General features: G+C 64.2%; 17 protein-coding genes and 1 pseudogene. 13 read left to right on the top strand and 5 right to left on the bottom strand.

What is annotated here, in order from left to right; translation table 11 throughout:
* Positions 1-77 precede the first annotated feature (77 nt).
* Complete coding sequence (locus AC4FS3_RS15935; protein WP_491021379.1) at positions 78-1,382, bottom strand: ABC transporter substrate-binding protein; 1,305 nt, start codon at positions 1,380-1,382, stop codon at positions 78-80.
* A gap of 112 nt (positions 1,383-1,494) precedes the next feature.
* Positions 1,495-2,580, bottom strand: coding sequence for a TMAO reductase system periplasmic protein TorT (torT, locus tag AC4FS3_RS15930; RefSeq protein ID WP_491021378.1), 1,086 nt, complete (start codon positions 2,578-2,580; stop codon positions 1,495-1,497).
* Between torT and AC4FS3_RS15925 the strand changes: the two genes are divergently transcribed.
* Complete coding sequence (locus AC4FS3_RS15925; protein WP_491021377.1) at positions 2,581-5,571, top strand: ATP-binding protein; 2,991 nt, start codon at positions 2,581-2,583, stop codon at positions 5,569-5,571.
* On the opposite strand, the gene AC4FS3_RS15920 is transcribed toward AC4FS3_RS15925, so the two are convergent.
* The gene (locus AC4FS3_RS15920) at positions 5,544-6,281 is read right to left on the bottom strand and encodes a response regulator (RefSeq protein ID WP_092902885.1); all 738 of its coding nucleotides are present in this window, start codon (positions 6,279-6,281) and stop codon (positions 5,544-5,546) included. The genes AC4FS3_RS15925 and AC4FS3_RS15920 overlap by 28 nt on opposite strands.
* 190 nt (positions 6,282-6,471) lie before the next feature.
* Between AC4FS3_RS15920 and AC4FS3_RS15915 the strand changes: the two genes are divergently transcribed.
* From AC4FS3_RS15915 to AC4FS3_RS15905, 3 genes are all read left to right on the top strand, one after another.
* Positions 6,472-7,437, top strand: a complete 966-nt coding sequence (locus AC4FS3_RS15915; RefSeq protein WP_491021376.1) for an ABC transporter substrate-binding protein — start codon at positions 6,472-6,474, stop codon at positions 7,435-7,437.
* An 89-nt stretch (positions 7,438-7,526) separates the two neighbouring features.
* Complete coding sequence (locus AC4FS3_RS15910) at positions 7,527-8,561, top strand: quaternary amine ABC transporter ATP-binding protein (RefSeq protein WP_491021375.1); 1,035 nt, start codon at positions 7,527-7,529, stop codon at positions 8,559-8,561.
* On the top strand, positions 8,558-10,513 hold the full coding sequence (locus AC4FS3_RS15905; RefSeq protein WP_491021374.1) for an ABC transporter permease: 1,956 nt from the start codon (positions 8,558-8,560) through the stop codon (positions 10,511-10,513). The genes AC4FS3_RS15910 and AC4FS3_RS15905 overlap by 4 nt, the downstream gene beginning before the upstream one ends.
* A 144-nt stretch (positions 10,514-10,657) precedes the next feature.
* On the opposite strand, the gene AC4FS3_RS15900 is transcribed toward AC4FS3_RS15905, so the two are convergent.
* Positions 10,658-11,863, bottom strand: coding sequence for an MFS transporter (locus AC4FS3_RS15900; protein WP_491021373.1), 1,206 nt, complete (start codon positions 11,861-11,863; stop codon positions 10,658-10,660).
* Positions 11,864-11,912: 49 nt separating this feature from the next.
* On the opposite strand from AC4FS3_RS15900, the gene AC4FS3_RS15895 reads away from it, so the two are divergent.
* The 3 genes and pseudogenes from AC4FS3_RS15895 to AC4FS3_RS15885 all read left to right on the top strand — a co-directional run.
* Positions 11,913-12,314, top strand: a complete 402-nt coding sequence (locus tag AC4FS3_RS15895; RefSeq protein WP_491021372.1) for an ArsR/SmtB family transcription factor — start codon at positions 11,913-11,915, stop codon at positions 12,312-12,314.
* A gap of 246 nt (positions 12,315-12,560) precedes the next feature.
* Entirely contained in the window at positions 12,561-13,523 is a 963-nt protein-coding gene (locus AC4FS3_RS15890) for a helix-turn-helix domain-containing protein (RefSeq protein WP_491021371.1), read from the top strand.
* Positions 13,524-13,959: 436 nt separating this feature from the next.
* Positions 13,960-14,141, top strand: a pseudogene (locus AC4FS3_RS15885) (IS21 family transposase); the annotation flags it as partial.
* A gap of 977 nt (positions 14,142-15,118) precedes the next feature.
* Here AC4FS3_RS15885 and AC4FS3_RS15880 read toward each other — a convergent pair.
* Positions 15,119-17,770, bottom strand: coding sequence for a winged helix-turn-helix domain-containing protein (locus AC4FS3_RS15880; RefSeq protein ID WP_491021370.1), 2,652 nt, complete (start codon positions 17,768-17,770; stop codon positions 15,119-15,121).
* 145 nt (positions 17,771-17,915) lie between these two features.
* Between AC4FS3_RS15880 and AC4FS3_RS15875 the strand changes: the two genes are divergently transcribed.
* The 6 genes from AC4FS3_RS15875 to AC4FS3_RS15850 all read left to right on the top strand — a co-directional run bounded on the left by AC4FS3_RS15875 (position 17,916) and on the right by AC4FS3_RS15850 (position 24,475).
* Entirely contained in the window at positions 17,916-19,337 is a 1,422-nt protein-coding gene (locus AC4FS3_RS15875; protein WP_491021369.1) for an amidase, read from the top strand.
* Positions 19,338-19,365: 28 nt separating this feature from the next.
* On the top strand, positions 19,366-20,916 hold the full coding sequence (locus AC4FS3_RS15870) for an ABC transporter substrate-binding protein (protein ID WP_491021368.1): 1,551 nt from the start codon (positions 19,366-19,368) through the stop codon (positions 20,914-20,916).
* 94 nt (positions 20,917-21,010) lie between these two features.
* Positions 21,011-21,937 carry an ABC transporter permease gene (locus AC4FS3_RS15865; protein WP_283179244.1) on the top strand — a complete coding sequence of 309 codons (927 nt, stop codon included), beginning with the start codon at positions 21,011-21,013 and terminating at the stop codon, positions 21,935-21,937.
* The gene (locus tag AC4FS3_RS15860) at positions 21,934-22,782 is read left to right on the top strand and encodes an ABC transporter permease (RefSeq protein WP_283179245.1); all 849 of its coding nucleotides are present in this window, start codon (positions 21,934-21,936) and stop codon (positions 22,780-22,782) included. Before AC4FS3_RS15865 ends, AC4FS3_RS15860 begins: the two co-directional genes overlap by 4 nt.
* Entirely contained in the window at positions 22,779-23,603 is an 825-nt protein-coding gene (locus tag AC4FS3_RS15855; RefSeq protein WP_491021367.1) for an ABC transporter ATP-binding protein, read from the top strand. Before AC4FS3_RS15860 ends, AC4FS3_RS15855 begins: the two co-directional genes overlap by 4 nt.
* Complete coding sequence (locus tag AC4FS3_RS15850) at positions 23,600-24,475, top strand: ATP-binding cassette domain-containing protein (RefSeq protein ID WP_491021366.1); 876 nt, start codon at positions 23,600-23,602, stop codon at positions 24,473-24,475. The genes AC4FS3_RS15855 and AC4FS3_RS15850 overlap by 4 nt, the downstream gene beginning before the upstream one ends.
* The last annotated feature ends 35 nt before the right edge of the window (positions 24,476-24,510 follow it).

Raw genomic sequence — 24,510 nt, 5'->3', positions numbered from 1 at the left:
AACTGCGGGCACGCGCGGGGGCAGGGCGCCTGGGGCCGGGATGGCGTCGCCAGGCGCGCCAGAGGCGGCGCAAAAGCTCAGACACGCTGGCTCCAGAGCTGGCCATAGCGCTCCATCTCCCGATGTAAAAGGGCACCGTGGCGGTCATACCAGTCGGTCACCGAGGTGAATTCACGTATATGCGCCTTGCCGCCCGATATTTCGACCACCGGCCAGTGTCCGACCAGGGCATTGGAAATGCCGAACAGGTCATCGCCCCACCAGCGCGCGGGGCCGAAGACGTGACGCAATCCCCGCCCCGATTTCATCGCTGCCAGCACAGCATCCGGCGCGGTGCTGTCTGCGGCCTCGGCCGACGCCTTCCACAGATCCAGGATAGCGGCATATTGCCATGAGACCGAACTCCACTGGCCCGGAAAACGCGCCTCATATTCGGCATGAAACCGCGCCGGTTCGCGAAAGTTCACCTCGGGGGCTGCAAGGGCAGGGTCGTCGAAATCGGGGAACTGGAAGATCGCGCCTTCGAGGAAGTCCGGCGAAGTATGGGCGATGATGCGGTCGTGGAAATCCAGCGTGCAGGAGAGGATCTGGCCGCGAAACCCCTGGCGGTAAAGCTGTTCGCAGATCGGCAGAATGTAATCGGGATAACAGGTGTCGAGGCAGACGATCTCTGGCCCGCCCGACAGCATCCGCCGCACCAGCGGCTCAAAATCGCTGGTGGCGGGGTCGAAAAAGAACGGCTCATCGGTCATGCGGATCCCGGCTGCTGCAAAGGCGGCAAGGTATGTTGCGATCGAGGGCAGGCCGAACACATCATCCTGGGCGCAGATCGCGGCAGAGCGAAGCCCGGGGCGATTGCGCGCCAGCCAGTCGACGCCGGTGACATTATAGATCGGGTGGACCTCGGCCGGGGCGATGAGTGTTGTGGTCTCGGGGCTGAGATCGGAGGGCAGCAGGGTCGAGGCGAGCATCCCCGTCTCCTGCACCAGGGGCGCCGCACCGGGCCAGGTGTCACCTCCCAGCATCATGAGAAAGCTGACACCATCGCGCCGGATCAGCTTTTGCGCGCCGACCCTCGCACGGGCCGGGTCATATTCATCGTCGAACGCCATGATTTCGACCGGCAGCTGGCGCCCGCCAATGCGGATCCCGCCCGCCGCGTTGATCCATTCCGCCCAGAGCCGGCTTCCATCCAGACCCGGCTGCCCCCAGGCGGCGACCGGGCCGCTCAGGGGGCCGAGAAAGCCGACCCTTACCCGGTCTTCAGCGGCCCCGGCGGCGCGCGGCCAGAGCCCGGCCGTCAGCGCGCTGACTGTAGCGCCCAGGGTGGCGGTGAGGATGTTGCGGCGGTTCGCGCCGCCAGGGCGGGGGCTTTTCAGCATGGCTGTCCGTTTCGGGGCTGCCGGCATCAGGGCAAAGGCCCGGTCTCAAGTCAAGTAATTTCACGCTCAGGAAACTGGCTGCTGGTTATGCTGCGGAAATACCGGGCGGGGCCTAGTCTGGCTCTGACGAAAACACCGGCGCGAAATCGGCAGGGGCGAGGGTCGCATCAGCATCATAGCTGCGGATTGTCTCAGGCGTCACGGTGACGATGGCCGGGCCGGCATGGCGGACCTCAAGCTTGCCCTCAATCGCGCGGACCGCCATTTCCACCGCCAGCCGCCCCTGCAGAACCGGGAAATCCGAAGGGGCCGCCAGGATCTTGCCGCGCAGAATGCCGCGATGCACGGCATGGGTCATGTAATCCGAGACGATGCCGATATCGTCGCGCCCGCGCGCGCGCAGGATCGACACCGCCGCTTCGGCCATCGGGCCGGAGCCGACGAGGTAATCGGGCCAGGGCGCGGCCTCCAGCACATCCTCGATCAAAAGCACCTGTTCTTCGCGTCCGGTATCACCATGCCGCACCGTCGTAATCCGGGCGGAACTGCCCGCAAGCGCGGCCCGGAACCCCTCATCGACGAAACGCACCCAGCCCGCGCCTTCCGGTCCGGGAAACCAGGCGACCGAGACCGGGGCACTGCCTTTCGGGTGCCGCCCTGCCAGCGCGAGACCGGCGGCGGCGCCCATCTCGCGCCAGGGCACGGAGGCCTTGGCGCTGATGCCTTCGGGGGCGATGTCATTCACCGCGGCGATCACCGGCATGGTCCGGGCGATCCGGGTCAGCGCCGGCGTCATCCCGTCATAAGACACTGTGCCGATGATCAGCGCATCGGCCCCGGTGGCCACGCAGGCCTCGGCCTGTTCGATCTGGCGCGCGAGATTGGGATAGCCGCCGGCCTCATAGAGGGTGAAGCCGACACCGAGGCGCCGTGCCTCTTCTGCCATGCCGTGATTGACGCTGAGCCAGTAGGAATCCTTGAGATGCGGGTAGAGGATGCAAAGCTGCCAGGGCTGAGCGGCGTGATCCAGCGGCTGATAGCTGAGCGGATGGGTCGGGCTCGCGTCATCCATCGGGCGGTCATGAACCAGAAGGGACCAGGGTGCCCCGGTCGGCTCGGCGCGCAACGCGCCGAACAACCCGCTAAGGGCAAAAATCACACCTGTCATGGCGATGAGGGCGGCTGTCGGACGGGTCATATGCATTTTTCGGATGGCCTCGCGGCGGTTACGTGCCAGTTTCGGCGCAAATCCCAGGCAGGGAAAGAGGCGATTCAGGTGATGCAGGGCGATCTGGCGGCAAGCGGGGGCAAAGGGGGCAGGGGGCTGGGCTCCCGGCTTCTGATGGCCTTTCTTGTCATCACGGGCCTGCCGCTGGCGGCGGCGCTGATCGGCTGGCTCGAACTCAGCGGCACGATCCGCGCCCAGGAAGAGGCCAGCGAGCGCACGATTCCTGCTTTGGCCGGGCTGCGCGGCTTTGCCGAATCCAGTGCCCGTATCGTGGCGCTGGCCCCGGAACTGGCCTTGGTGCAGACCGAGGCCGAGCGGCGCGAGCGTACTGCTTGGCTCTTTGATCAGGTGGATGTGCTGAACAGGCGGCTGGCGCCCTACAGAAACAGCGACCGCGAAGCGATCGCCGGGCTTGAGATCGCGATCCGCGATCTGCGCGGTGCGATTGGCGTGCTGGATCTGGTGGTGCAGCGCCGCATTCTCGCGCGGCTCACTCTGCGCCAGCATATCGGCGAGGGCATCGCCGCCGCCGCCGAGCTTGGCGGTATTGCCGATACGATGGTCGCCAATGCCGAAGCCGCCGCATCGGCGACGATTTCCAGCCTTTACGAGATCGGCCCCGCTGGCGGAGAGGCGGGGTTTGCCGCCCTCGACAAGCTGATCGAGGTCGATCTTTTCCAGCTGAGCCTGATGTTCGAGATGCGCGCCCATGCCTCTGAACTCGGGCTTTTGCTCAACCGACTCGCCACCGTGCCGGACCGGCCCTCAGGCGCGATCGAAGAGCTTGCGGGGCTGCGCCGGGTGATGGAGGAACGCCTCGCCATCGTTTCGCGCCGGGTCCAGACGATTGCCGATCCGGTACGGGCGAACCGGGCGCTGGCGCTCTTGACAGTGATCCGCGCCGGGGCACCGCGCACGCCTGGCGCCAGGGCGCGCGGCGCCCCGGATATACTGGATGCGACCGCTGCGGTCCTGACGCTAGAGGGCCGCATCGCCTCGGCCGGGGATAGCGTGACCGAGGCGGTGGGGCGGATCGACAAGAGCACCGGGGTGCTTGCGGCCTCGGTGAGCGCGCGGGCGACCGAGGCCGGGACGGGCGTCCTGTCGGCGATCCGCTATGCGCAAAGCCTGCAGGCCTGGGGGGCGGTGACCGCGCTGATCATCTCGCTTGCGGTGTTCTGGTTCTATGTGCGCGGCAATATCTCGCGCCGGCTCGACCGGTTGTCCTTGTCGATGACGCGCCTGGCAGGGGGCGCAATCGGCGAGGAAATCCGGCCCCGGGGTCAGGATGAGATTGCGGCGATGGAACGCGCGGTGGCGGTGTTCCGCGCCCAGGCGATCCATAATGACGCGCTGGAGGAGGAGCGGGCGCGCCACCTCGATGAATTGCACCGGCACCGGAATGAGTTGCGTGACCTCGTTGACGAGCGGACCCATGCCCTGCGCGAAGAGGTCGCGGCGCATGATATCGCCCGGGAAAAGGCCGAAGCTGCGGATCGCGCGAAATCGGAATTCCTCGCGATGATGAGCCACGAGATCCGCACCCCGATGAACGGGATGCAGGGGATGATCCGCTCGCTGCCGCGCGACGGGCTGACGCCGCAGCAGCTTGATCAGCTTTCGGCGCTGGAGCAGTCTGGCGAGCGGATGATGGGGATCCTCGGCGATATTCTCGATTTCATCCGGCCAGACCGCGATGAGGCGCGGGCGGCCAGCGCCGGTTTCTCACTGCCGGATCTGGTTGCGGATGCGGAATGGCTGCTCAGGCCGGTGGCCGGGGAAAAGGGGCTCGCGCTGCAGATCACCCTGGCGCCGGATCTGCCCGGCCATGTGACCGGGGATCGCGGGCGGTTGCGGCAGATCCTGGTAAACCTTCTCTCAAATGCGATCCGATATACGCCCGGGGGCCATGTGGCGCTGGCCGTGACCGCGACCCCGGCGGGGCCTGGCCGGGTGACCTTGCGCTTTCGGGTCAGTGATACCGGCCCCGGCATCGCGCCTGAGGCCCGCGAACGGATTTTCGAGCCGTTTGAGCGTGGCGAGGCACCCGCTGCGCGGCAATTCGGCGGCACCGGACTTGGGCTCGCGATCTGCCGGCGCTTTGCCGCACAGATGGGAGGGCGGCTCTGGCTGGAAGAGGCGGCCCCGCCCGGCGCGGTTTTCGTGCTGGAGCTGGAGCTGCCAGTCGCCGCCGCGCCGGCGCCCGCGCCTGTGACGGCTCCGGTCGATCTGCGGCCGCTGTCGCTGCTGGTGGTCGAGGATCACCCGATCAATCGCATGGTGGTGGCGGCGATTCTTACGCCGCTGGGGCATCGGTTGCAGATGGCCGAGACCGGGCTGGCGGCGGTCGATCTGGCGGCGGCGGGCGATTATGACGCCGTGCTGATGGATGTCGATCTGCCCGACATCTCCGGCACCGAGGCGCTCAGGCGCATTCGCGCGCTGCCTGATCCTGCCCGGGCTGACGTGCCGGTGATCGGGATCTCGGCCCATATCGCGGGCCGCGAAACCGAGGCGAGCCTTGAGGCCGGCATGGCGCTGATGCTGGCGAAACCGCTTTCCCCGCAGCGGCTTATGGCGGCGCTGGCGGATGTTTGTCGCCAGGGTGATCCGGTTTTGCAGGGCGCGCTGGCCGATCTGCCGCCCGATGTGGTGACCGAGCTTGCGGGGCTCTTTCTCGGCCGGCTTGACCTTGCGCTGCCCCTGATCCGCGCGGCAGCGGCGCGCGGCGATATGGCCACGCTCGCGCGCGAGGCGCATCAGCTGGCGGGTGCTGCGGCGAATTTCGATCTCGCTTCCCTGACCGGCTGCCTTCAGGAGATCGAGCGTGCCGCGCGGGCGGCTGGTGATCCGGGACCGGCGCTGGAGCGGCTTGGCGCGCTAGTGGCCAGGGCGAAAACTGCGATGCGGGCGGATCTGGCGGCCTTGTCGGCTCAGTCCAGCGCGGCGGTGAACAAATAGCCTTCGCCATGCGCGGTGGCGAGGATGCGGGGGCTGCGCGGGTCATCGCCAAGCTTGACCCGAAGCCTTTGCACCAGCACATCGACGCTGCGGATATTCACCCCGCTGCGGCGGGGCGAGATGGCCGATGCCAGCCGGTCGCGGTCCAGCACAAGGCCCGGAGCGGTGACAAAAACCCTGAGGAGTTCATATTCCGCGCGGGTCAGGGGGATCACGGCCCCCTCAGGCCCGGTCAACGCACGGGTCGCAAGGTCAAAGGTAAAGCCTTCAAACCGCAGCGATTTCCGCTCCAGCAGCCGCAGCGCCTGGGTGCGGCGCAGAAGGTTCTTGATCCGTGCCAGCAACTCGCGCCGGTTGAAGGGCTTGCAGACATAATCATCGGCGCCAAGTTCCAGCCCGATGATCCGGTCGACCTCATCGGTACGGCCCGAGATCAGGATGATGCCGATCTCCGAGCGCGCGCGCAGATCCCGGGTGATTTCCAGGCCATCGCGGCCCGAGAGGTTGATATCGACCAGCAGAAGATCGGGCGTGTCGCTGGCGAGCAGATACTCGGCCTCTTCGGCGGTATCGCATTCCGAGATCCGGTAGCCGAATCCTTCGAGATAGCTGGCCAGCGTTTTGCGGGTGACCGGCTCATCCTCGACGATCAGGATATGCGCGGGCCGCGGACGCGGGCCTTGTGACGCAGATCGGGGGCTGGCGGTCATCTCGCTCCTGGCCGAAATAGGGGATAGTTCTTTCTGTTAACAATCTTTCACAATTTAATCCAGTCTGTTCATCCTAAAGGGCTTACCTGGTAACAACCTCTGGCTAGCCTGAGGGTCAGGAGAGGCCGAACCTCCCGACCACAGCCGCAGCGGGAAAACCCGCGCGGGCCTCACAACAGGGAAAAACCAGATGACCAGAACCAGCCGCCTGTCGCGGTCGGCAAGGCTTGCCCTTGCACCGATCTTTGTCGCCGCCAGCCTTGCAGGCGCGGCTCAAGCCGCAGATTCCTCAGACCCGATCACCATTCCGATCCATAACTGGTCCAGCCAGATCGTCATGAGCCATGCCGTGGGTCAGATCTTCGAAGGCATGGGCAATTCCGTCGAATATGTCTCGACCGACAGCCAGGCGGTCTATGAAGCGATCCGGCTGGGCGATGCCGCGCTGGAGGTCGAGGTCTGGGAGGGCGCGTTCGGCGCTTCCTTCGACGCGGCGGTGGCGAAAGGCGGCATCCACGAGGCCGGAAACCACAATGCGGTGACGCGCGAAGACTGGTGGTATCCGCTCTGGACCAAAGAGGCTTGCCCGGGCCTGCCCGACTGGGAGGCACTGAATGCCTGCGCCAGCGCCTTTGCCACGCCCGAAACCGGCGAAAAGGGGCGCTTTCTGGGTGGACCGGTCGACTGGCTGAAGCATGACGCGGAAAAGGTCGATGCGCTGTCGATGAATTTCACCGTGGTCAATGCCGGCTCGGCGGCGGCGCTCTGGGCGGAACTTGCGGCGGCGGAAAAGGATAAGACGCCGATCGTGCTCTTCAACTGGACCCCGAATTTCGCCGAAGCCGTCTGGCCGGGTGAATTCGTCGAATTCCCGAAATGGGAACCGGGCTGTGACACCGATCCGGCGGTCGGGCTGCATGCCGATAAGGTCTATGATTGCGGCAACCCCGCAGACGGCTATCTGAAGATCGCCGCCTGGGATGGGATGCCCGAAAAATGGCCGGCCGCCTATGCCGTCTTGCAAAAGGTCAGCTTCACCAATCCGCAAATCGCGGAAATGGCCAAGCTGGTCGATGTCGACGGGATGGAGCCGGAAGATGCGGCGGCCGCGTGGCTGAGCGCGAACGAGGCCATCTGGAAACCCTGGCTGGAATAAGCCCACAGGCTTTGTGACCCAAGGATAGCCTCTCAGGCCCGCCCCCGTTCTGGCGTTCAGGGGCGGGCTGCCTCAGCCCGGAGACCCGTATGACCGATTTCCCGCCCCGCCCCGCTCCTGTCATCTCCTGCCGCAATGTCTGGAAAGTGTTCGGACCCCGCCCCGAGGCCGCGCTGGCGGCTTTGCGCTCTGATCCGGGCGCGCGCCCCGAAGGGCATGTGACGGCGGTGCATGATGTCTCACTCGATATCATGCCTGGCGAGATGCTGGTGGTGATGGGGTTGTCGGGGTCCGGGAAGTCGACACTGGTCCGGTGCCTGTCGCGCCTCAATGAGATCACGGCGGGTGAGATCCTGATCGAGGGCCAGGATATCGGCAAGCTGAACGAGGCGGCGCTGATTGACCTGAGGCGCCGCAAGATGGGCATGGTGTTCCAGAGCTTTGGTCTGCTGCCGAACCGCAATGCGCTGGAAAACGTGGCATTTCCGTTAGAGATGCGCGGCCAGCCCCGGGCGGCGCGGATCGAGCGCGCCCGCGAAATGCTGGCGCTGGTGGGCCTTAAGGGCCGCGAGGGCTATTTCCCGCGCGAGCTGTCCGGGGGCCAGCAGCAGCGGGTCGGTATCGCACGCTCGCTCGCGGTCGAGCCGGATATCTGGTTCCTCGACGAGCCGTTTTCGGCGCTTGATCCGCTGATCCGGCGCGAAATGCAGGATGAATTCCTGCGCCTAAAGGGGATGCTGAAAAAGACCATCATCTTCATCACCCATGACTTCGACGAGGCGCTGCGCCTTGCCGACCGTATCGCGATCATGAAGGACGGGCGGGTCGAGCAGATCGACACGCCGGGCCGGATCGTGCTGCAACCCGCGACAGATTATGTCGCGCGCTTTACCGCCGAGATCGACCGCGCGCGGGTTTTGCATGTTTCGGGCCTTGCCGGCCCGGTGGCGGGCCGCGCCATCGAGGGGCCCGCGCTGCCCGGGGGGCAGACGCTGCGCGACCTTGCCCGCCGGCTGGTCAATGACAGCCGCGACTGGATCCCGGTGGCGGATGGCACCGGCCGTGTGACCGGTATGCTGGAGCGCCGCCACGCCCTTGATATCTTGCTGGGCGAAGCGGCATGAGCATGGTGGACCGGATCGACCTTTCTTCGTCTTCGCCCCGGCCGCATGCCGTCTGGCTGATGCTGGGCCTTGCAGCCGTGCTGATCCTTGGCCGCGATCTTCTGCCCGCAGAGCTGCTGCGCTTGCCGGATTGGCTGGTGGTGCCTTTCGCGCATTGGATCAACGCAGGCTTTGCCTTTCTGCGCGATGATCTGGGGCTGATGCAGGTCACCCGCGCCTTTGCCGCCATGCTGGAATGGCTGCTCGATGTGACGGCGAATATCCTTTACGGCAAGAACCGCTGGCCGAGGCTTGGCCCGCTGCCCTGGTCGGTGGTGGCTATCTCGATGGCGGCCCTTGGCTGGTGGCTCGGGGGATGGAAGCTTGCCGCGCTTGCGGGGGGCACATTCGTCTGGATCGCGGTTATGGGCCAGTGGCAATGGGCGATGGAGACACTTTCGGTCATCGTGGTTGCGGCGCCGTTCTCGGTGCTTGCCGGGCTGATCCTTGGCATTATGGCCTGGCGCTGGACGGCGGTGCAGCGGGTGCTGAACCCGATCCTGAATGTGGCGCAAAGCCTGCCGCATTTCGCCTATATGATCCCGGTTGTGGTTTTTATCGGGGTCGGCCCGAAAGCAGGGGCGATTGTCACCATCATCTTCTCGGTGCCGCCGATGATCCGGATGACCGGGCTGGGCCTGCGCAAAGTGCCCGAAGAGGTGATCGAGGCCGGCCGCATGTCCGGTTCCACGCCCTGGCAGCTTTTGACCCGGGTGCGGATCCCGACGGCGCGCAGTGACATCCTGATCGGTGTCAACCAGGTGATCATGCAATGCCTTGCCATGGTGGTGCTCGCAAGCTTCATCGGCATGCCGGGGCTGGGGCAAAAGCTTTTGCAATTGTTGCAGGCGCTGAAGATCGGGCTTTCGGTCGAGATCGGCATCACCATTGTGCTGATCGCGGTGGTGCTTGACCGGCTGAGCCGGGCCTGGGCGAAACGCCAGCCGCTGCATCACGCAGAGGGGCTGTCCTGGGCGCGGCGTCACCCGGTTCTGCTGGTCTGGGCGGTTGCGATTGCCCTGGCCTTTGCCCTGTCGCTGGTCTTTCCGCTGCTGGCCCAGGTGCCGCGCCGCGACGCGTTAAGCATTGCGGCCCCGGTCGATGCGCTGGTGGACTGGCTGATCCGGCTGGTCGATCCGGTCACGACCTGGCTGCGCTGGTTTCTGATCACCTGGGTGCTGATCCCGCTGCGCGATGCGATCCTGTGGCTGCCCTTCAGCGCGGTGCTGCTGGCGGTTGCGGCGGCGGGCTGGGCCGTCGGCGGCTGGAGATCGGCGCTGGTCATGCTGGGCTTCATCGGCGCCATTGCCCTTTCGGGCTGGTGGGACCGGGCCATGATCACTGTCTATATGGTCGGCTTCTCGGTCTTCCTGGCGACGCTGATCGGCTTTCCGCTGGGGATCTGGGCATCAGCCTCCGAGACCCGCGCGAACCGGGTGCTGCTGGTCTGCGACTCGCTTCAGACCTTCCCGAGCTTTATCTACCTGATCCCGGTCGTGATGCTTTTCGGCGTCAATGATGTGGCCGTGGTGATGGCGGTGGTGACATTCGCGGCGGTGCCCCTGGTGCGCTATACGATCGAGGGGCTGCGCGGAGTTGCGCCGGAACTGATCGAGGCGGCGCATATGAGCGGCACGACAAGGCGACAGATGCTCTGGCATGTGCAATTGCCGATGGCGGCGCCGGTGATGCTGGTGGGGGTGAACCAGTCGGTGATGTTCTCGCTGTTCATGGTGATCATTGCAGCCTTTATCGGCACCCAGGATCTGGGCCAGGAGCTGCAACGCGCGCTTTCGGCCAGCGATGTCGGCAAAGGGATGGTTCTGGGGCTGGCGGTTGCCTTCCTTGGCCTGGCGGTCGATCACCTGATCACCCGGCAGGCACAGCGGATGGGGACGGGGGCAGGCGGCTGACGCCGCCCCGCTTTCCGCTTGCTGTGCCAGGCGGATGTCAGCGGTCGCGCCGTGACACCGGTGATGCGGATAAATCAGATGGTTGCGAAGCGGCGGGATTGCGCCGCTTCGGGGGCGGGCCTCGGGACGGGCCAGGGCAGAGGGTCAGCTCTGGCTGCCGAACCGGCGCCAGGCCCAGGCCAGCGCCGCCATCACGGTGATGATCAGCCCATAGGTCAGCACTGTCGCATCCAGCCCGATCCGGGGAATGGCAAAGCCGGCCGCGACCACCGGCAGACCAAAGGCCAGGTAGCTCAGCGTGAACAGGGCGGCAAAGAGTTTGCCGCGCTCATCCGGCGGGCAAAGCGGCACGATGGTCCGCAATGAGGCATAGAAACAGGTGCCGAACCCGGTGCCCGCAAGTGTCAGCGCGATCAGGTAAAGCGGCAGCACCCGGAGCCAGATCCCGGTCAGCGTCAGCGCTGTGCCAAGCGCCAGGGCGAAGGTGCCGTACAGCATCACCTGGCGCGGCGTGTACCGGCGGGCAATGAAACAGGCCAGCGCGCCCATGCCGGACAAAAGCGTCACGACCAGCGCCTGGGTTACAAAGCTGGTGATCCCGAAAAACACCGAAATCACCGGCGCGCCCAGCGAGAGATAAAGTCCTCCGGTCGCCCAGCCGGCAATGATGGCGGGCGTGCTCTGCCAGAAGGCCGCGCGGGTCTGCACCGGAATGCCCACCTGCGGACGCAAGGATTGCAAAAGTCCGGCATGACGCGGCGAGGTCTCGGGCATTTTCCACACGAGCGCCGCAAACCCCAGGCAGATCAGCGCGATCGCAAGAAAGACATCAAGGCGTGCGTCAATGGCATGTTCCATCACCACACCGGCCAGAGGCGCACCTGCTGCCATACCGGCCAGCGGGATGACCGAATTGCACACCTGAGCGAGGCCCGGGCGGTTCGCGGGTTCAAGATCGGTGACGGCGGCTGAGGCCGAGGTCAGCAACAGCGCGCAGCCAATCCCCTGAACCGCGCGGGCGATGAACAGACCCAGCGGCCCGGTGGCCAGAGCAAAGCCCAGCATCGAGCCCGCCAGCAGCACGAAGCCAAAACTCAGCACCGGGCGCCGCCCGATATGATCCGAGGCCGAGCCGCCGGTCAGAAGCGTCGCCAGCAGCACAATCGCATAGACGGCAAATATCGCGGTCAGCGTCGTGGCGGAGAACCCCATCTCGCGTTGCAGCACCGGGTAAAAGGGCGAGGGCGCGCTGGAGCTGGACATCATCACCCCTCCCGCCAGTGCCGCAATGATAAACCCCGCGCGGCGGCGGGAGGAGCTGGCAGGGCCCGGCTGGGCGGAAATTGTCATGGGGGGCTTTCGTGGACGTCTTCAGGGGGGAGTGGCCGGGCGGGCCTTGATGGTTCGATATTCTTCGAACGGATTTCTACTGACAAACCTGCAACTGTTCAACTATATTCGAACCATGGCCGATCAAGACAGTTTCACACCTCTCAGTCTTTACCACCCGCCCGGCGAGGATCTGGTCCTGACCGATATCCTTTTCGCGCTCAGCGACCCGGCGCGCCTCGAGATCGTGCGCCAGATCGCCAGCGGCGCGCTGGAAATGGCGCATTGCCATCTCCAGAACCCGGATGCGCCGAAATCGACCAAATCGCATCATATGAAAGTGCTGCGCGAAGCGGGGGTCATGCGCAACGAACCGGCAGGGCGCGGGCGGCTTCTGAGCCTCAGGCTTGAAGATCTCGACCGGCGGTTTCCCGGGCTGATGCGGGCGGTTCTTGCCGAAGATCCGGGCTGATCCCTGCGGCTTACGGGTCTTTTGGCGGCTGAATGGATTTTTAAGGACGGGCAGTCCGGGCTTTGACGGTCACAAAGATTGACCACAGCCAAAGCCTGCGCCTATCGTGAGCCCATGATCCCGGATCCGCGACGGGCCGGGAGAAACCATCGCACGGAAACCATCGGAGGGCTGGTTCGCTTTGCCCTGGATTTTCTGCCTGCGCGGCCGCCGCCATCGAAAGGGCCCGGTGCTGTGAGTAGCAATGTGCAATCCGTCAGGCACAGCGAGGATGTTCACCACCAGGCCACGCTGTTGCAGGCCTGGGAACAGGATTACATCCAGCTGCATGCCGGGGCCTTTACCGGCTCGCTCAGCACCTTCCGGCTGGGCGCGGCCCGGCTGTTTTCGGAACGGATGAACCGATCGGTCTTGCAGACCGGCGCGCTGCCGGCGGGGCGGCTGGCCTTTGGCCTGCCGGTCAGGGCAGGGGGGCGCAGCTGCATCTGCGGTGAAGAAGTCGGGCCGAACAGTCTTCTCGTTTTCTCCGGGCGGTCGGGGTTTGAATTCCTGTCGCCCGATATATTCGAATTTCTGGGCATCGAGATCGATGTGAACGGCTTTGCCGATCCGGTGTTCGAGGCGATGTTGCATCAGCTTGATACGGTCCTGTCCTCCGGGCGCCGCAGCCTGCCGATAGCAGGCGCCCGGGCCGCCAAGCTCGGGCGGCTCCTGCACGGGATCTTGCATGAAGAGGGGCTCGATCTCAGGCTTGAGGAACTGCCGGCTGCCGCCACTGCTTTCAGCCGCGGCCTTGTGGGCTGGATCCTTGACATGTTGCAGCCCGCCGGCACCGGTGAGCCGGGACGCAGCACCATCCGGCACTGGGACACGATCAATGCGATCCGCGATCTGGTCGCCGATGGCCAGACCTGCCCGGTCTCGGTCGCAGAGCTGACGGTCGAGCTGGGGCTGTCGCGCCGCACCTTGCAGAATGCCTGCCAGGAGGTGGTCGGCCTCAGCCCGGTGCAGTTTCTGCGCGCGCTGCGGCTGTCAGAGGCGCGGCGGATGCTGCAAACAGACCGTCCTGTAACCGAAGCCGCGACGCAGTTCGGCTTCTGGCATCTCGGGTATTTCTCGCGCGATTACCGGCAGATGTTTGGCGAATTGCCCTCGGTCACCCGTGCCGCTGCGGCGCAGGCCCGCCGGCGCCTCGTGTCTGGCCGATGACGAGGTCCTGTCACGACCCGGGTTTCGGAGCATTTTTCGCCTTCGGCAGCGCAAAAGCAGAGGTGGAGATACGCGCAGCGAACATGATGAGAAGTCCGCTGTTCAGTTAGGCGGATCCTGAGGCGCGTCTCCCGTTTCGCAGGATCCGGCAGATGCAGAGCGACCCGCGGGCGGGCCTGGATGTGGGGTAAGGCACTCTGCACCGGGTCCGGTCGCCCTTGGAGCAATGTGTGGCACCCGGGGGCACCGGAAGACCCCGGCTGAACCGGGGCAGGCCAACAAAAAGCAGGGACTTGTAACAGAGGTTGCATATAAAGCGCGAAGGCCCAGCCTGTCATGCAGGAAGACGCAGGGAAGGGCTTTAATGCGCGGCCGCACCAGGTCGTCAGAATGCGCCTGTTGGATTGCGTCCTTCAACAGAACAAGGCGTTTACTCAGCGTGTCGCGGGACTCGGTTCGGAAGATGATGTCGTTTCGGTTCCGCCAGGTCAGCGGCGCACAGCCCGGGTCCCGCGCCCGTAGCCCGATCCTTTCATTCCAATTATCAGGGGCTGGCTGGAGGCGGATCAGACCATGCCGCAAAAGCAGCGGCATACGGCGCAGCGGCTGTTTGACCGATCGGGCATGAGTTAGTGGCGGGCGGGAGTGTGCCGGTACTGTGGTCCGGAGCCGGCACATTCCCGCGCGAACTCAGTTTCGCCATGGTTTCGCCGTGTGACGGACACAGGCGATCCCCAGCTCAACAGAATGATCCATCGACACATAAACCAGTTTCTTGCCGATATCGCCTCAACCCAGAGAAGGGCCCGGAGAATGAGAACTCAAGGGATTATCCTGCTTCTGACAGCGGCCGTTCTCGGTGCCTGGTTCATGGCCACCAGCTGGGGCGCCTGACGGCTGTCTCGAAATCTGCCGGCGCAGGATGGTCACGCATATCCCTGACCTTGGTATGGGGGCATGACGAAGACCGCATGACCTGACTTCATATCTTTTACGTTCAGGCTGTGCTATTGTGGTTTCGTCCGCAGGTATTCCCTGTGGCGTCATGGAGGTACCGACATGGGCCCCGACAAAGCTGCTGCGACTTCCCTCAGATCCATTTTTGACGAGCCCTACGACCCGCCAGGCTGGGGGATGGGAAAGCTATATGGCAAGCGCCCAGAGGAGCCACCGAACAAGAGCGAGATTGAGAACATCATGCATGACTACTCGAAGCGCTTTGCACCACTGATGTCAGCACGATCACAGACGTGATATCCGGTTGGCCTGTCATCGCAGGGGGCGCATGAAGAAACCCTCCGGCGAGGGCGGGCTTGTCAATCACCGTCTTCTCAGGGCCTGCTCTGCCCCGGGCCGCGGAGAGAAAACGGACCATTAAGAATGGAGCGGTTGACCGGCAAAAGACTGTCGCCCGACAATGGACAGGTGCAGGGCTTCGCCTGCGGCTTTCGGGTCAGCGGCCTGAATTTCAGAGCCTGCCGCGCCTGAGAACGTGCCCGGGCGCCGGCGGGACGGGGCCACTTCATTGCGAAGAAAGGCAGGCAGATTCAAGTCAGATCACCTGGCAAAGATCCGGAAGGCGGTTCTGCAAGGGCTTATCTCAGATCGAGGGCGCCGGCATCCTTCAGCAGGGGTGTAATCAACACGACCGCCTCGGTCCGGTTGCGCACATTCAGCTTGGCGAAAATGCTCTTGGTATGGGTCTTCACCGTATTGATGTTGATCCCGAGCGCCAGTCCGATTTCGTGATTGGGCGCCCCTGATCGCATCAGCATCAGCACCTCCATCTCGCGCGGGGTTATCCCCGCCGCGCGCAGCCGCCAGGGAAGCCTCATTTCAGCTGCGGCAGCGACGGCTGCCGGGACGGGTGGGGCCGCGCAAGACAGCGGCACGGCCTCTTTCAGCCCGACCGACCTGATGTCATGCCGCAGCCGGTCAAGTTCATGGTCGGGCTGCGCGACCAGACCGGCCAGCACCGACCGGCAAAAGAGCTCTGATGCGGTGCGGCTCTGGATCTTTGCCGTTGCAGATAAAGTGGTCAGCAGCCCCTCTGGATCGCCCCCGAGCAGGCCGGCCCGGGCCGCCCGCGCCAGTAAGACACCAAAGGGCTCCCAGATCTGCCAGATATCGGGGCCAAACCGCAGACGCGCATCGCTTTCCTGCCGCAACACCCTGCCAAGCCCATCCTGCGCCGCAGAGACATCGCCCCCACGTAAGGCCCGGTCTGCAGCTTCAATACTGAGGCGGAACTCCATGCGCAGATCCTCTTCCTCGATCGCGGCACGGTGGAAGCGGCGAAGAAGCGTTGTCGCCTCATAGTCACGGCCCTGCTGGTCATAAAGCCGGACCAGGCCGACCACGGGTATGAGCTTCCTTTCCCAAAGACCCGGAACCTGGGTATTCTCACTTTGCAAGGCGGCCAGCCACAAGGCTTCGGCATTGGCAGCATCACCCGTCATCTGCGCGAGCTGCCCCTGCAGCGCGGACGGGAGTGCGACCATATAAGAGGTATCACTGAAGTGTTGCCTTGCGATGGTCATGGCCATCGCAAGCACCCTTTCAGCATCTGCCAGCCGACATCTGTCGAGGTAGGAAATGCCGGCGATGCAGAGGGAATGCACCTGCCCCCAATGGCAGCCGAGCTCATCATATATGGTATGTGCGCGCCAGGTCAGGCGTTCGGCACGTTCAAGATCTCCCTCATGCAAAGCCACATAGGCATGGATCGACAACAGGTCGACCTGGCCAAAAGGAAGGGCATCAAGCCCGTCATCCGGGATGGCATCTATATGTCGGCGCGCGGCCACCATATCGCCGCCATAGGCCCCGATCAGGGCCCGCATCAGATCGATCCGGCCCGTAATATTCATCCGCGTTTTTTCAGGAGCCTCGTCCAGGGGCCCGCGGTCATGATGGCCCTGCGCCAGCGTCTGCAATATCTGCTCTGCCTTCAGGAACTGGCGCAGATTTATATAGCGCCAGACCATCAGGAACATGAGCAGCGGCCTGGCTTCGCGGCTTTCGCGCGGCAGTTGCGCCATCCAGTGCGAATAGGTGTCAAACCGCCCGTAGCTGAGATAGTCGAAGGTGCAATAGCCTTCAATCAGCGCTGCCGCCTGTTCGGGGCGGTTGGCCCGGAAGGCATGATGCACAGCATCAAACGGCATATTGGCGCGGATGAACCATTCCGAGGCGCGCAGATGCAGGGCCGGCAGCTCGGAGGGCGCGCGGGCCCGCAACCTGGCCTGCAGGAATTCGCGAAACAGCTGATGATACTTGTACCAGCGGTGCGCCCCTGCCATTTCAGTCAGGAAAAGCTGATCGCTTTCAATCCGGGCAAGGATCGCGGCCGAGCCCTCCTGTCCGGTCACCGCATCGCACAGCTCTGGTGTCAGCGCCTCCAGCACCGAGGTCAGTTCCAGAAACTGGCACAGTGGCTCTGGCAGGCCGGCGATCACCTCGTCGAGAAAATACTCCGCATATTCGCGCTGACTGCCGGCGGGTGCGCTGCGCAGGAAACTGCTGTTCGGGGCGTTTTCAATCAGCGAGGTCAGTCGCAATCCCGCAGCCCAGCCCTCGGTTGACTGCTGCAGGATCCTTGCCTCTTCAGGCGACAGATCCTGCCCTATGCCAGAGCGAAAGAAGGACTGGACTTCGTCCTCCGAGAATTGCAGCTCGCGCGAAGACAGTTCCAGCAATTCTCCGGCGAGCCGGTAGCGCCCCAGCGGCAGGGCAGGGCGGTTACGCCCGGCGACCACCAGCGTCAGGTGTTCAAATCCTGCTGCAAGAATACGGGTTAATGTCCGGGTTTCGGCATCTCCCTCGATCAGATGGAAGTCATCGAGGATGAGTGTCAGCCGGATCTGGCCGCCTGCCGGTCCGGCTGCATCCCGCAATCGGGCCAGCAGGCGCATATCAGCATCCGCCCCCTCATCGCGCGTCGAAGATGTCGTCTCGTCGGGCTGATCCAGCCGGTTCATCGAATGCATCAGGCAATCTGCCAGCGGCAGATGCTCGCGATGCCGGTCAGAGGCGGCATACCAGGCAACCGGCTGGCCGTCCGCGCGCAGCGCATGGGCCCACTGGCTCAGCAGGCTTGTCTTGCCGGAACCCGCCGGCGCATGTACCACCACCAGCCGATAGCGTCCAAGGTCACGGGCATGATTGCTCAGGCGGGGCCGGTCCAGCAGCCCGGAATGCAGCCGGGGCGCGGTGCTGTTTCTGTCGCTGAGCCCTGTAGGTGTCACTGAATGGCTGCCTCCCTGTCGTCTCACACTTTCGGGTGAGAGAAGATTTTTTGCAAGGCCACCCTTTGGGATCATGTGTCGCAGATCAGGTCTGGCTAGGCTGTCCGCCATGCTGTGACGCGAAAGATCAAGTGAGGCGACTGAAGTGAAACTTGCGGAATATGTCGGATATGATGCGACCGGGCTGGCCGAACTGGTTGCCCGTGGGGATGTCTCTCCCGCAGAGCTTCTTGATCTGGCACTGGCGGCCGTCGAACAGGTGAACCCTGCGCTGAATGCGGTGGTCCATACTTTTCCTGAGGAAGCCCGCCGTTTCATCGATCAGGATCTGGGGGCCGGGCCGTTCCGCGGGGTGCCGTTCCTCCTCAAGGATCTGACGCAAAACTATGCTGGCCAGCCGACCGGTGCCGGAACGCCGTTGCGCAATGGTCACCAGCCCGCAGAGGACACCGAGCTGGTGCGTCGCTACAAGAAGGCCGGCTTCGTGACCTTCGGCAAGACGGCTGTGCCCGAGCTGGCAATGGACTGGACCACGCGCTCGCGTCTTCATGGCGAGACGAACAATCCCTGGAATACCGCACATACTGCCGGCACCTCCAGCGGTGGCACGGCGGCGGCTGTGGCAGCAGGGATCGTCCCGGCGGCGCATGGCAATGATGGCGGCGGATCGATCCGGGTGCCGGCATCCTGCTGTGGCGTCTTCGGGCTGAAACCGTCGCGCGGGCGCAATCCGGCCGCACCGGCCGGCGAGACATGGGATGGGATGCTGGTCGAGCATGTGCTGACCCGTTCAGTTCGCGACAGTGCCGCGATCCTCGATGCAACTGCTGGGCCAACGGCGGGCCAGTTCTACAACAGCCCATCGGGTGGCAATTTCGTCTCTGAACTGCGCCGCGATCCCGGCCGGTTGCGGATCGGCGTGCTGACCGATGCGCCTTATGGCGCACCGACCGACGGGGATTGCCTCGCTGCCGTTGAGGACGCCACCCGGCTGCTGAACAGTCTTGGTCATGATTGTGCTCCGGCCAGCCTGCGGCTGCCCGAAAACGGCTGGCCGGGCTTTGAAGCCTATATCCTGACGGAATATGCGGCAGATATGCGGGTTGAGGCAGCCCAGCTCGGGCGCGCGCTGACCGAGGCAGATTTCCCTGCAACCCTGAACGAGATGATCGCGGCCGGAAATGCGCTCTCTGCCGTCGATCAGCGCATGGCAACCGCGGCGGTGCATGGCGTGGCCCAGGCCGTGAACCGGATGTTTGACGGTTTCGACGTCATCCTGTCGCCGACGCTGGCCCGCCCGCCATTGCGTCATGATGAATTCCCCCATGATGTGGACATGCGCGAGCACTACCGCTTTTACCTGTCCTGGATGCCCTATACCCATATCTACAATATCAGCGGTTCGCCGGCGATCTCGGTCCCGCTGCACTGGAACGCCGCCGGGCTGCCGGTCGGTGTGCAATTTGCTGCCGCCCCGGCGCGTGAGGATCTGCTGATCCGCCTTGGCAGCCAGCTGGAAACCGCCCGCCCGTGGTGGAACCGCCGTCCGGCCGTCTTTGCCGCCTGAAATCAAGAAACGCCAACAGGGAACCCCGATGTCACATCCTAACAGCCGTAAGCGCCTGCTGACGCTTTCGTCGGCACTGAGCCTCTCTGCCATCCTTGCTGCCGCACCTTCACTCGCGGATGAGATCACGCTGGCGCGTGGTGTCGATGCCGACAGCCTTGATCCGCATCGCGCCAGCACCACCCAGTCACTGCAAGTGACCAGCATGATCTATGACACTTTGCTGACCATGGCGGCGGATGGATCCATCCATCCGGGGCTGGCCAAGGGGTATGAGGTCTCGGAAGACGGGCTGACCTATCGCTTTGCGATCCGGGACGGTGTCGCTTGCCACGATGGCAGCCCGTTCGACGCGGCCGCCGCGAAAATCAGCTTTGACCGGGCGATCAACCCCGAAACACTGAACCCCAATCTCTCGGCCTGGGGCCCGGTGGTGGCAACGGCGGTGGAAGACGACAGCCTGGTGGTGACGCTGAGCGAGCCTTACGGTCCTTTCGCCTCGTTCCTGACCAGCATTCAGGCGGGCTTCCTCTGCCCCTCGGCGCTCTCCGGGGGCGAGTTCACCCCGATTGGTACCGGCCCGTTCAGGCTGGAAAAATGGGTGCGCAACGATGCCATCGTGCTGACGGCCAATGAAGCCTATAGCAATGTGCACCCGCTGGTGGAAAACCCGGGCCGCCCGCATCTCGACCGGGTGACCCTGCGGGTGATCCCCGAGGCTGTGGCCCGGATGGCAGCGCTGCGCTCGGGCGAGGTGGATATTGTCGAACCCTCGCTGGAAGAGGCGGTCGATCTGAAAGATGATCCCGATTTCCGCGTCTATGCGGCGGAGTATTCCGGCCAGCAGGTGCTGGCGGCCTTTACCTGGCGGGTCGCCCCGCTGGACAATGCAGAGATCCGGCGCGCCATCGGCATGGCCCTGAACAAAGAGGCCTATGCCGAAATCGCCTATGAAGGGCTGGTATCGGCCACGAATTGCACCGTCGCCCCCAATCTCTTTGCGGTGGATCAGGAAAAATGTGCCGAATGGGGCGTTTCCTATGATCCTGATGCGGCCCGTGCGGTGATGGAGGCTGCGGGTTATTCCGCCGCCAATCCGCTGAAAGTGAACCTGCAGGTCCACAAGCTGCCGGGCTTTGACCAGATGCACCAGATCATGCAGCAGGACCTGGCAGAAATCTATGTCGAGGCCGAGATCCAGACGCGTGAGGTCGCAGCTTTCTTCGACTTCATGACCCAGGAAAACCTGAAGACGGATATCAAACCGACGATCTGGACCATGGGCATGTCCGGCGTCGATCCCGATTACATGTATTTCCTGTGGAAACAGCCCGGCTTTGTCAGCATGGGTGTCAATGACACGCTGGATGCAATCCTGGTTGAGCAGCGCAGGCTGACCGGCGAGGCCCGTGCGGCGAAAGTGCAGGAAGCCGAAGAATACCTGCTGAGCAATGGCTATGCCGTGCCGCTGGTTTCGCCCGGCTGGAACTGGCTCATGGCTTCTTCGGCCAGGGTTGAGGGTTTCAAGCTTGGCCATATGGTGTCGCTTGTCTTCAACGATGTGACTCTGGCCGACTGACGGACAGGCGATCTGCCCCTGCGCGTCGCCTTTCGGGCGGCGCGCCAGTTGTTTTCTCAGGCTTCCCTCACCCCTTCCGCGACGAAAGTGACCGATGCTGTTTCTTGTGCTCCGACGGCTGCTGATTGCCTTTGCGACCATCCTTGTGGTGATCGCATTGTCGGGTGTGCTGATCCATATCGTGCCCGGCGATCCGGTGACGGCGATGATGGCACAGTCGGTCTCGGCAACCCCCGAGGCGATGGCCGATATGCGCAGCCGTCTGGGACTGGATCTGCCGGTCTGGCAACAGGTGCTGCACTATGTCGGCAATGTGCTGCAAGGTGATCTGGGCACCACGATCCGGGGTGGCGAGCCGGTGGCGGAACTGCTGCTGCTTCGGCTGCCGAATACTTTTGCACTTGCGGCGGCCGGGCTGTTCACCGCCCTGCTGATCGGCGTGCCGCTGGGCTTTATCGCCGCGCTGAACCGCGGGCGTGTGACCGATATGGCGATCATGATGATCGCGGTGCTAGGGGTCTCGGTGCCCGGCTTCTGGATGGGGCTGGTGCTGATCCAGGTCTTCGCGCTGAAGCTTGGCTGGCTGCCGGTCGCCGGATCGGGGCTGCGCGGCATCCTGCTGCCCGCGCTGACGCTGGGTCTGTGCTATGCCGCGCTGATCGCGCGAATGACCCGCTCGGCATTGGTCGAGATCCTGTCGGAAGATTACATCCGCACCGCCCGCGCCCGGGGCCTGCGTGGCTGGCAGGTGCTGCTGGTCCATGCGCTGAAACCGGCGCTGATCAGCATCGTTACCGTGGTTGGCCTTGTCTTCGCCTATCTGATGGGTGGCCAGGTGGTGATCGAAAACGTGTTTTCCTGGAACGGTATCGGGCGGCTGGCGGTGCAGGCCATGCTGGAGCGGGATTACCCGATGATACAGGGATTCATCGTGGTCTTTGCCACCTCGGTCGTGGTGATCACCGCGCTGATCGATATTCTTTACACCCTCCTTGATCCCAGAATGCGGAGACGGACATGACCGCCATTCCGGCCCCAAAACGCATGAGGCGCAGGGTTCCCCCCGGGCTTTGGCTGGGCGGAGCGCTGTTGTTGCTGCTGGTTGCGGCAGCGCTGCTGGCCCCCTGGATCGCGCCCTATGAACCGACGAAGATGGGCGTTGGAAAGCGGCTGCTGGCGCCGAATGCCAGCTTCCTGTTTGGAACGGATGAATTTGGCCGCGATCTGTTCAGCCGTGTTCTCGCCGGCGCGCGGCTCTCGCTTGGCATCGGCGCGGTGGCGGTGCTGTCCGGGCTGGTGATCGGTGGCACGATCGGCCTTGTCGCAGCCTTTGCGCCTGGCTGGCTCCGCGCGGCGCTGCTGCGGGTGGTGGATGTGCTCTACTCTTTCCCCGACACGCTGATCGCGCTGTCGCTCGTCGCCTTTCTCGGGCCGGGCATCGGCAATGCGACACTGGCCATCGCGATCTCACTCGTCCCCTTTTATGCCCGGGTGAGCTATGGGCTGGCCGCAGCCGAGGCCGCACGCCCCTATATCGAGGCGGCGCGGCTGGGCGGGATAGGTCACACGAGGCTGGTGCGGGTGCATGTCATGCCCAATATCGCCCAAAGCCTGATCGTGATGGGCAGCCTTGGCTTTTCATCCGCCATTCTTTCGGCGGCGGGCCTCTCATTCCTCGGGCTTGGCGTGCAGCCGCCCTCGCCGGAATGGGGCGCCATCCTGTCTTCGGGGCGCAACTACATCAGCAAAGCCCCCTGGATCCTCATTTTCCCGGGGCTCGCCATCGTTCTGACGGTCATGGCGCTGAACCTGATCGGTGACAATCTGCGCGATCTGATCGATCCGCGCCAGCGGGGGCGGACATGAGCGCGCTCGAGATCCGTGACCTGACGGTCACATTCGGCGGCAGCACAGACGCGCTGACGGTTGTAGATGCCGTGAGCCTGACGGTTGCTCCCGGTGAAATCCTGGCTCTGGTCGGAGAATCCGGCAGTGGCAAAAGCATGACCTCGCTTGCGGTCATGGGGCTTTTGCCGCAGGCGGCACGGGTGACAGGCGGCATTACCGTTGGCGGTGCTGCGGTAAGCGGACTTGGCCGCCGGGCGCTGGAGGATCTTCGGGGCCGGCGCATGGGCATGGTGTTTCAGGAGCCGATGACCTCGCTCAATCCGGTGCTGACCATCCGCCGTCAGATGACCGAAGGTCCGCGCCGCCATCTCGGGCTCGGACGGGCTGCGGCAGAAAAACTGGCCTGTGACGCGCTGGCAGAGGTTGGCATTCCCGATCCTGTGGCCGTGATGGGACAATATCCCCACCAGCTTTCGGGCGGCATGCGGCAGCGGGTGATGATCGCTTCGGTGCTGGCGCTGAAACCGGCCCTGCTGATCGCGGATGAGCCGACCACCGCCCTTGATGTCACGGTGCAGGCGCAGGTACTGGATCTGCTGGTTGCCCTGAAGCATCGCAGCGGTTCGGGTATCCTTCTGATCACGCATGATATCGGAGTGGTGGCGGAAACCGCTGATCGGGTCGCCGTGATGCAGCGCGGCCGCATCGTCGAGACCGGCCCGGTGGATCAGGTGCTGTTTGCACCGCGACACGACTATACGCGCAAACTGCTGGCGGCCCATCTGGATGTGAATGAGGCGCTTGCCATGCGTGCCGAAGAGCGGAAGACTGATCCATGACCGAACCATTGCTGCGACTTGAAAATATTCGCCGCACCTTCCGAAGCGGATCGCGTGTGGTCACAGCCGCGGGGGGCGTGTCCCTGCATCTGGCGGCGGGCGAGACGCTGGGCATTGTCGGCGAAAGCGGTTCCGGGAAATCCACCATCGGGCGCATCGCGACCGGGCTTGAAACGGCCGATGCAGGCAGGGTGCTGATTGATGGCGCCGAACCTGCCCGGCTGCGGGGGCGCGCGCAGCGGGCGGTCCTGCGCAAGGTTCAGATGATCTTTCAGGACCCCTATTCCTCGGTTAATCCGCGGCTGACGGTGGGAATGCAGGTGGCCGAGGGGCTGACCGACCGCAAGAGCCTGGGGCGCGATGCCCTGCGCGAGCGTCTTTCAGAGCTTTTTGTTGATGCCGGGCTGGAGCCTGGCCATATCGACCGCTATCCGCATGAGTTTTCCGGTGGTCAGCGCCAGAGGGTCGCCATCGCCCGCGCTCTTGCCCCCGAACCCCGCATGATTGTCGCGGATGAACCCGTCTCGGCACTGGATCTGACCGTTCAGGCCCAGATCATTGACCTGATGATCCGCACACAGGCACGGCGTGGGCTGTCATGGCTGTTCATCTCGCATGACATCTCAGTGGTGGCGCGGCTTTGTGACCGGGTGGCGGTGATGTATCGCGGGCGCATTGTCGAACAGGGACCGGCAGCGTCCGTCATCCGCATGGCCGGACATCCCTATACCCGCAATCTGCTGGAAGCGGTCCCACGGCTTGATCATCGCCGGACCGGCGCGAAATCGGCGCCCCATATTCTGCCAGAACATGGCGACGATGATCAGTTTGAGGAAGTGGCGCCCGGTCACCTGGTAAGGCGCGGTCGCTGAAGCGCGCCCGGCCCTTGTGCGAGCCGCTTCATCAT

Source organism: Pseudogemmobacter sp. TB195, from assembly GCF_058313095.1.
This window is presented reverse-complemented; position numbering and strand designations above follow the sequence as displayed.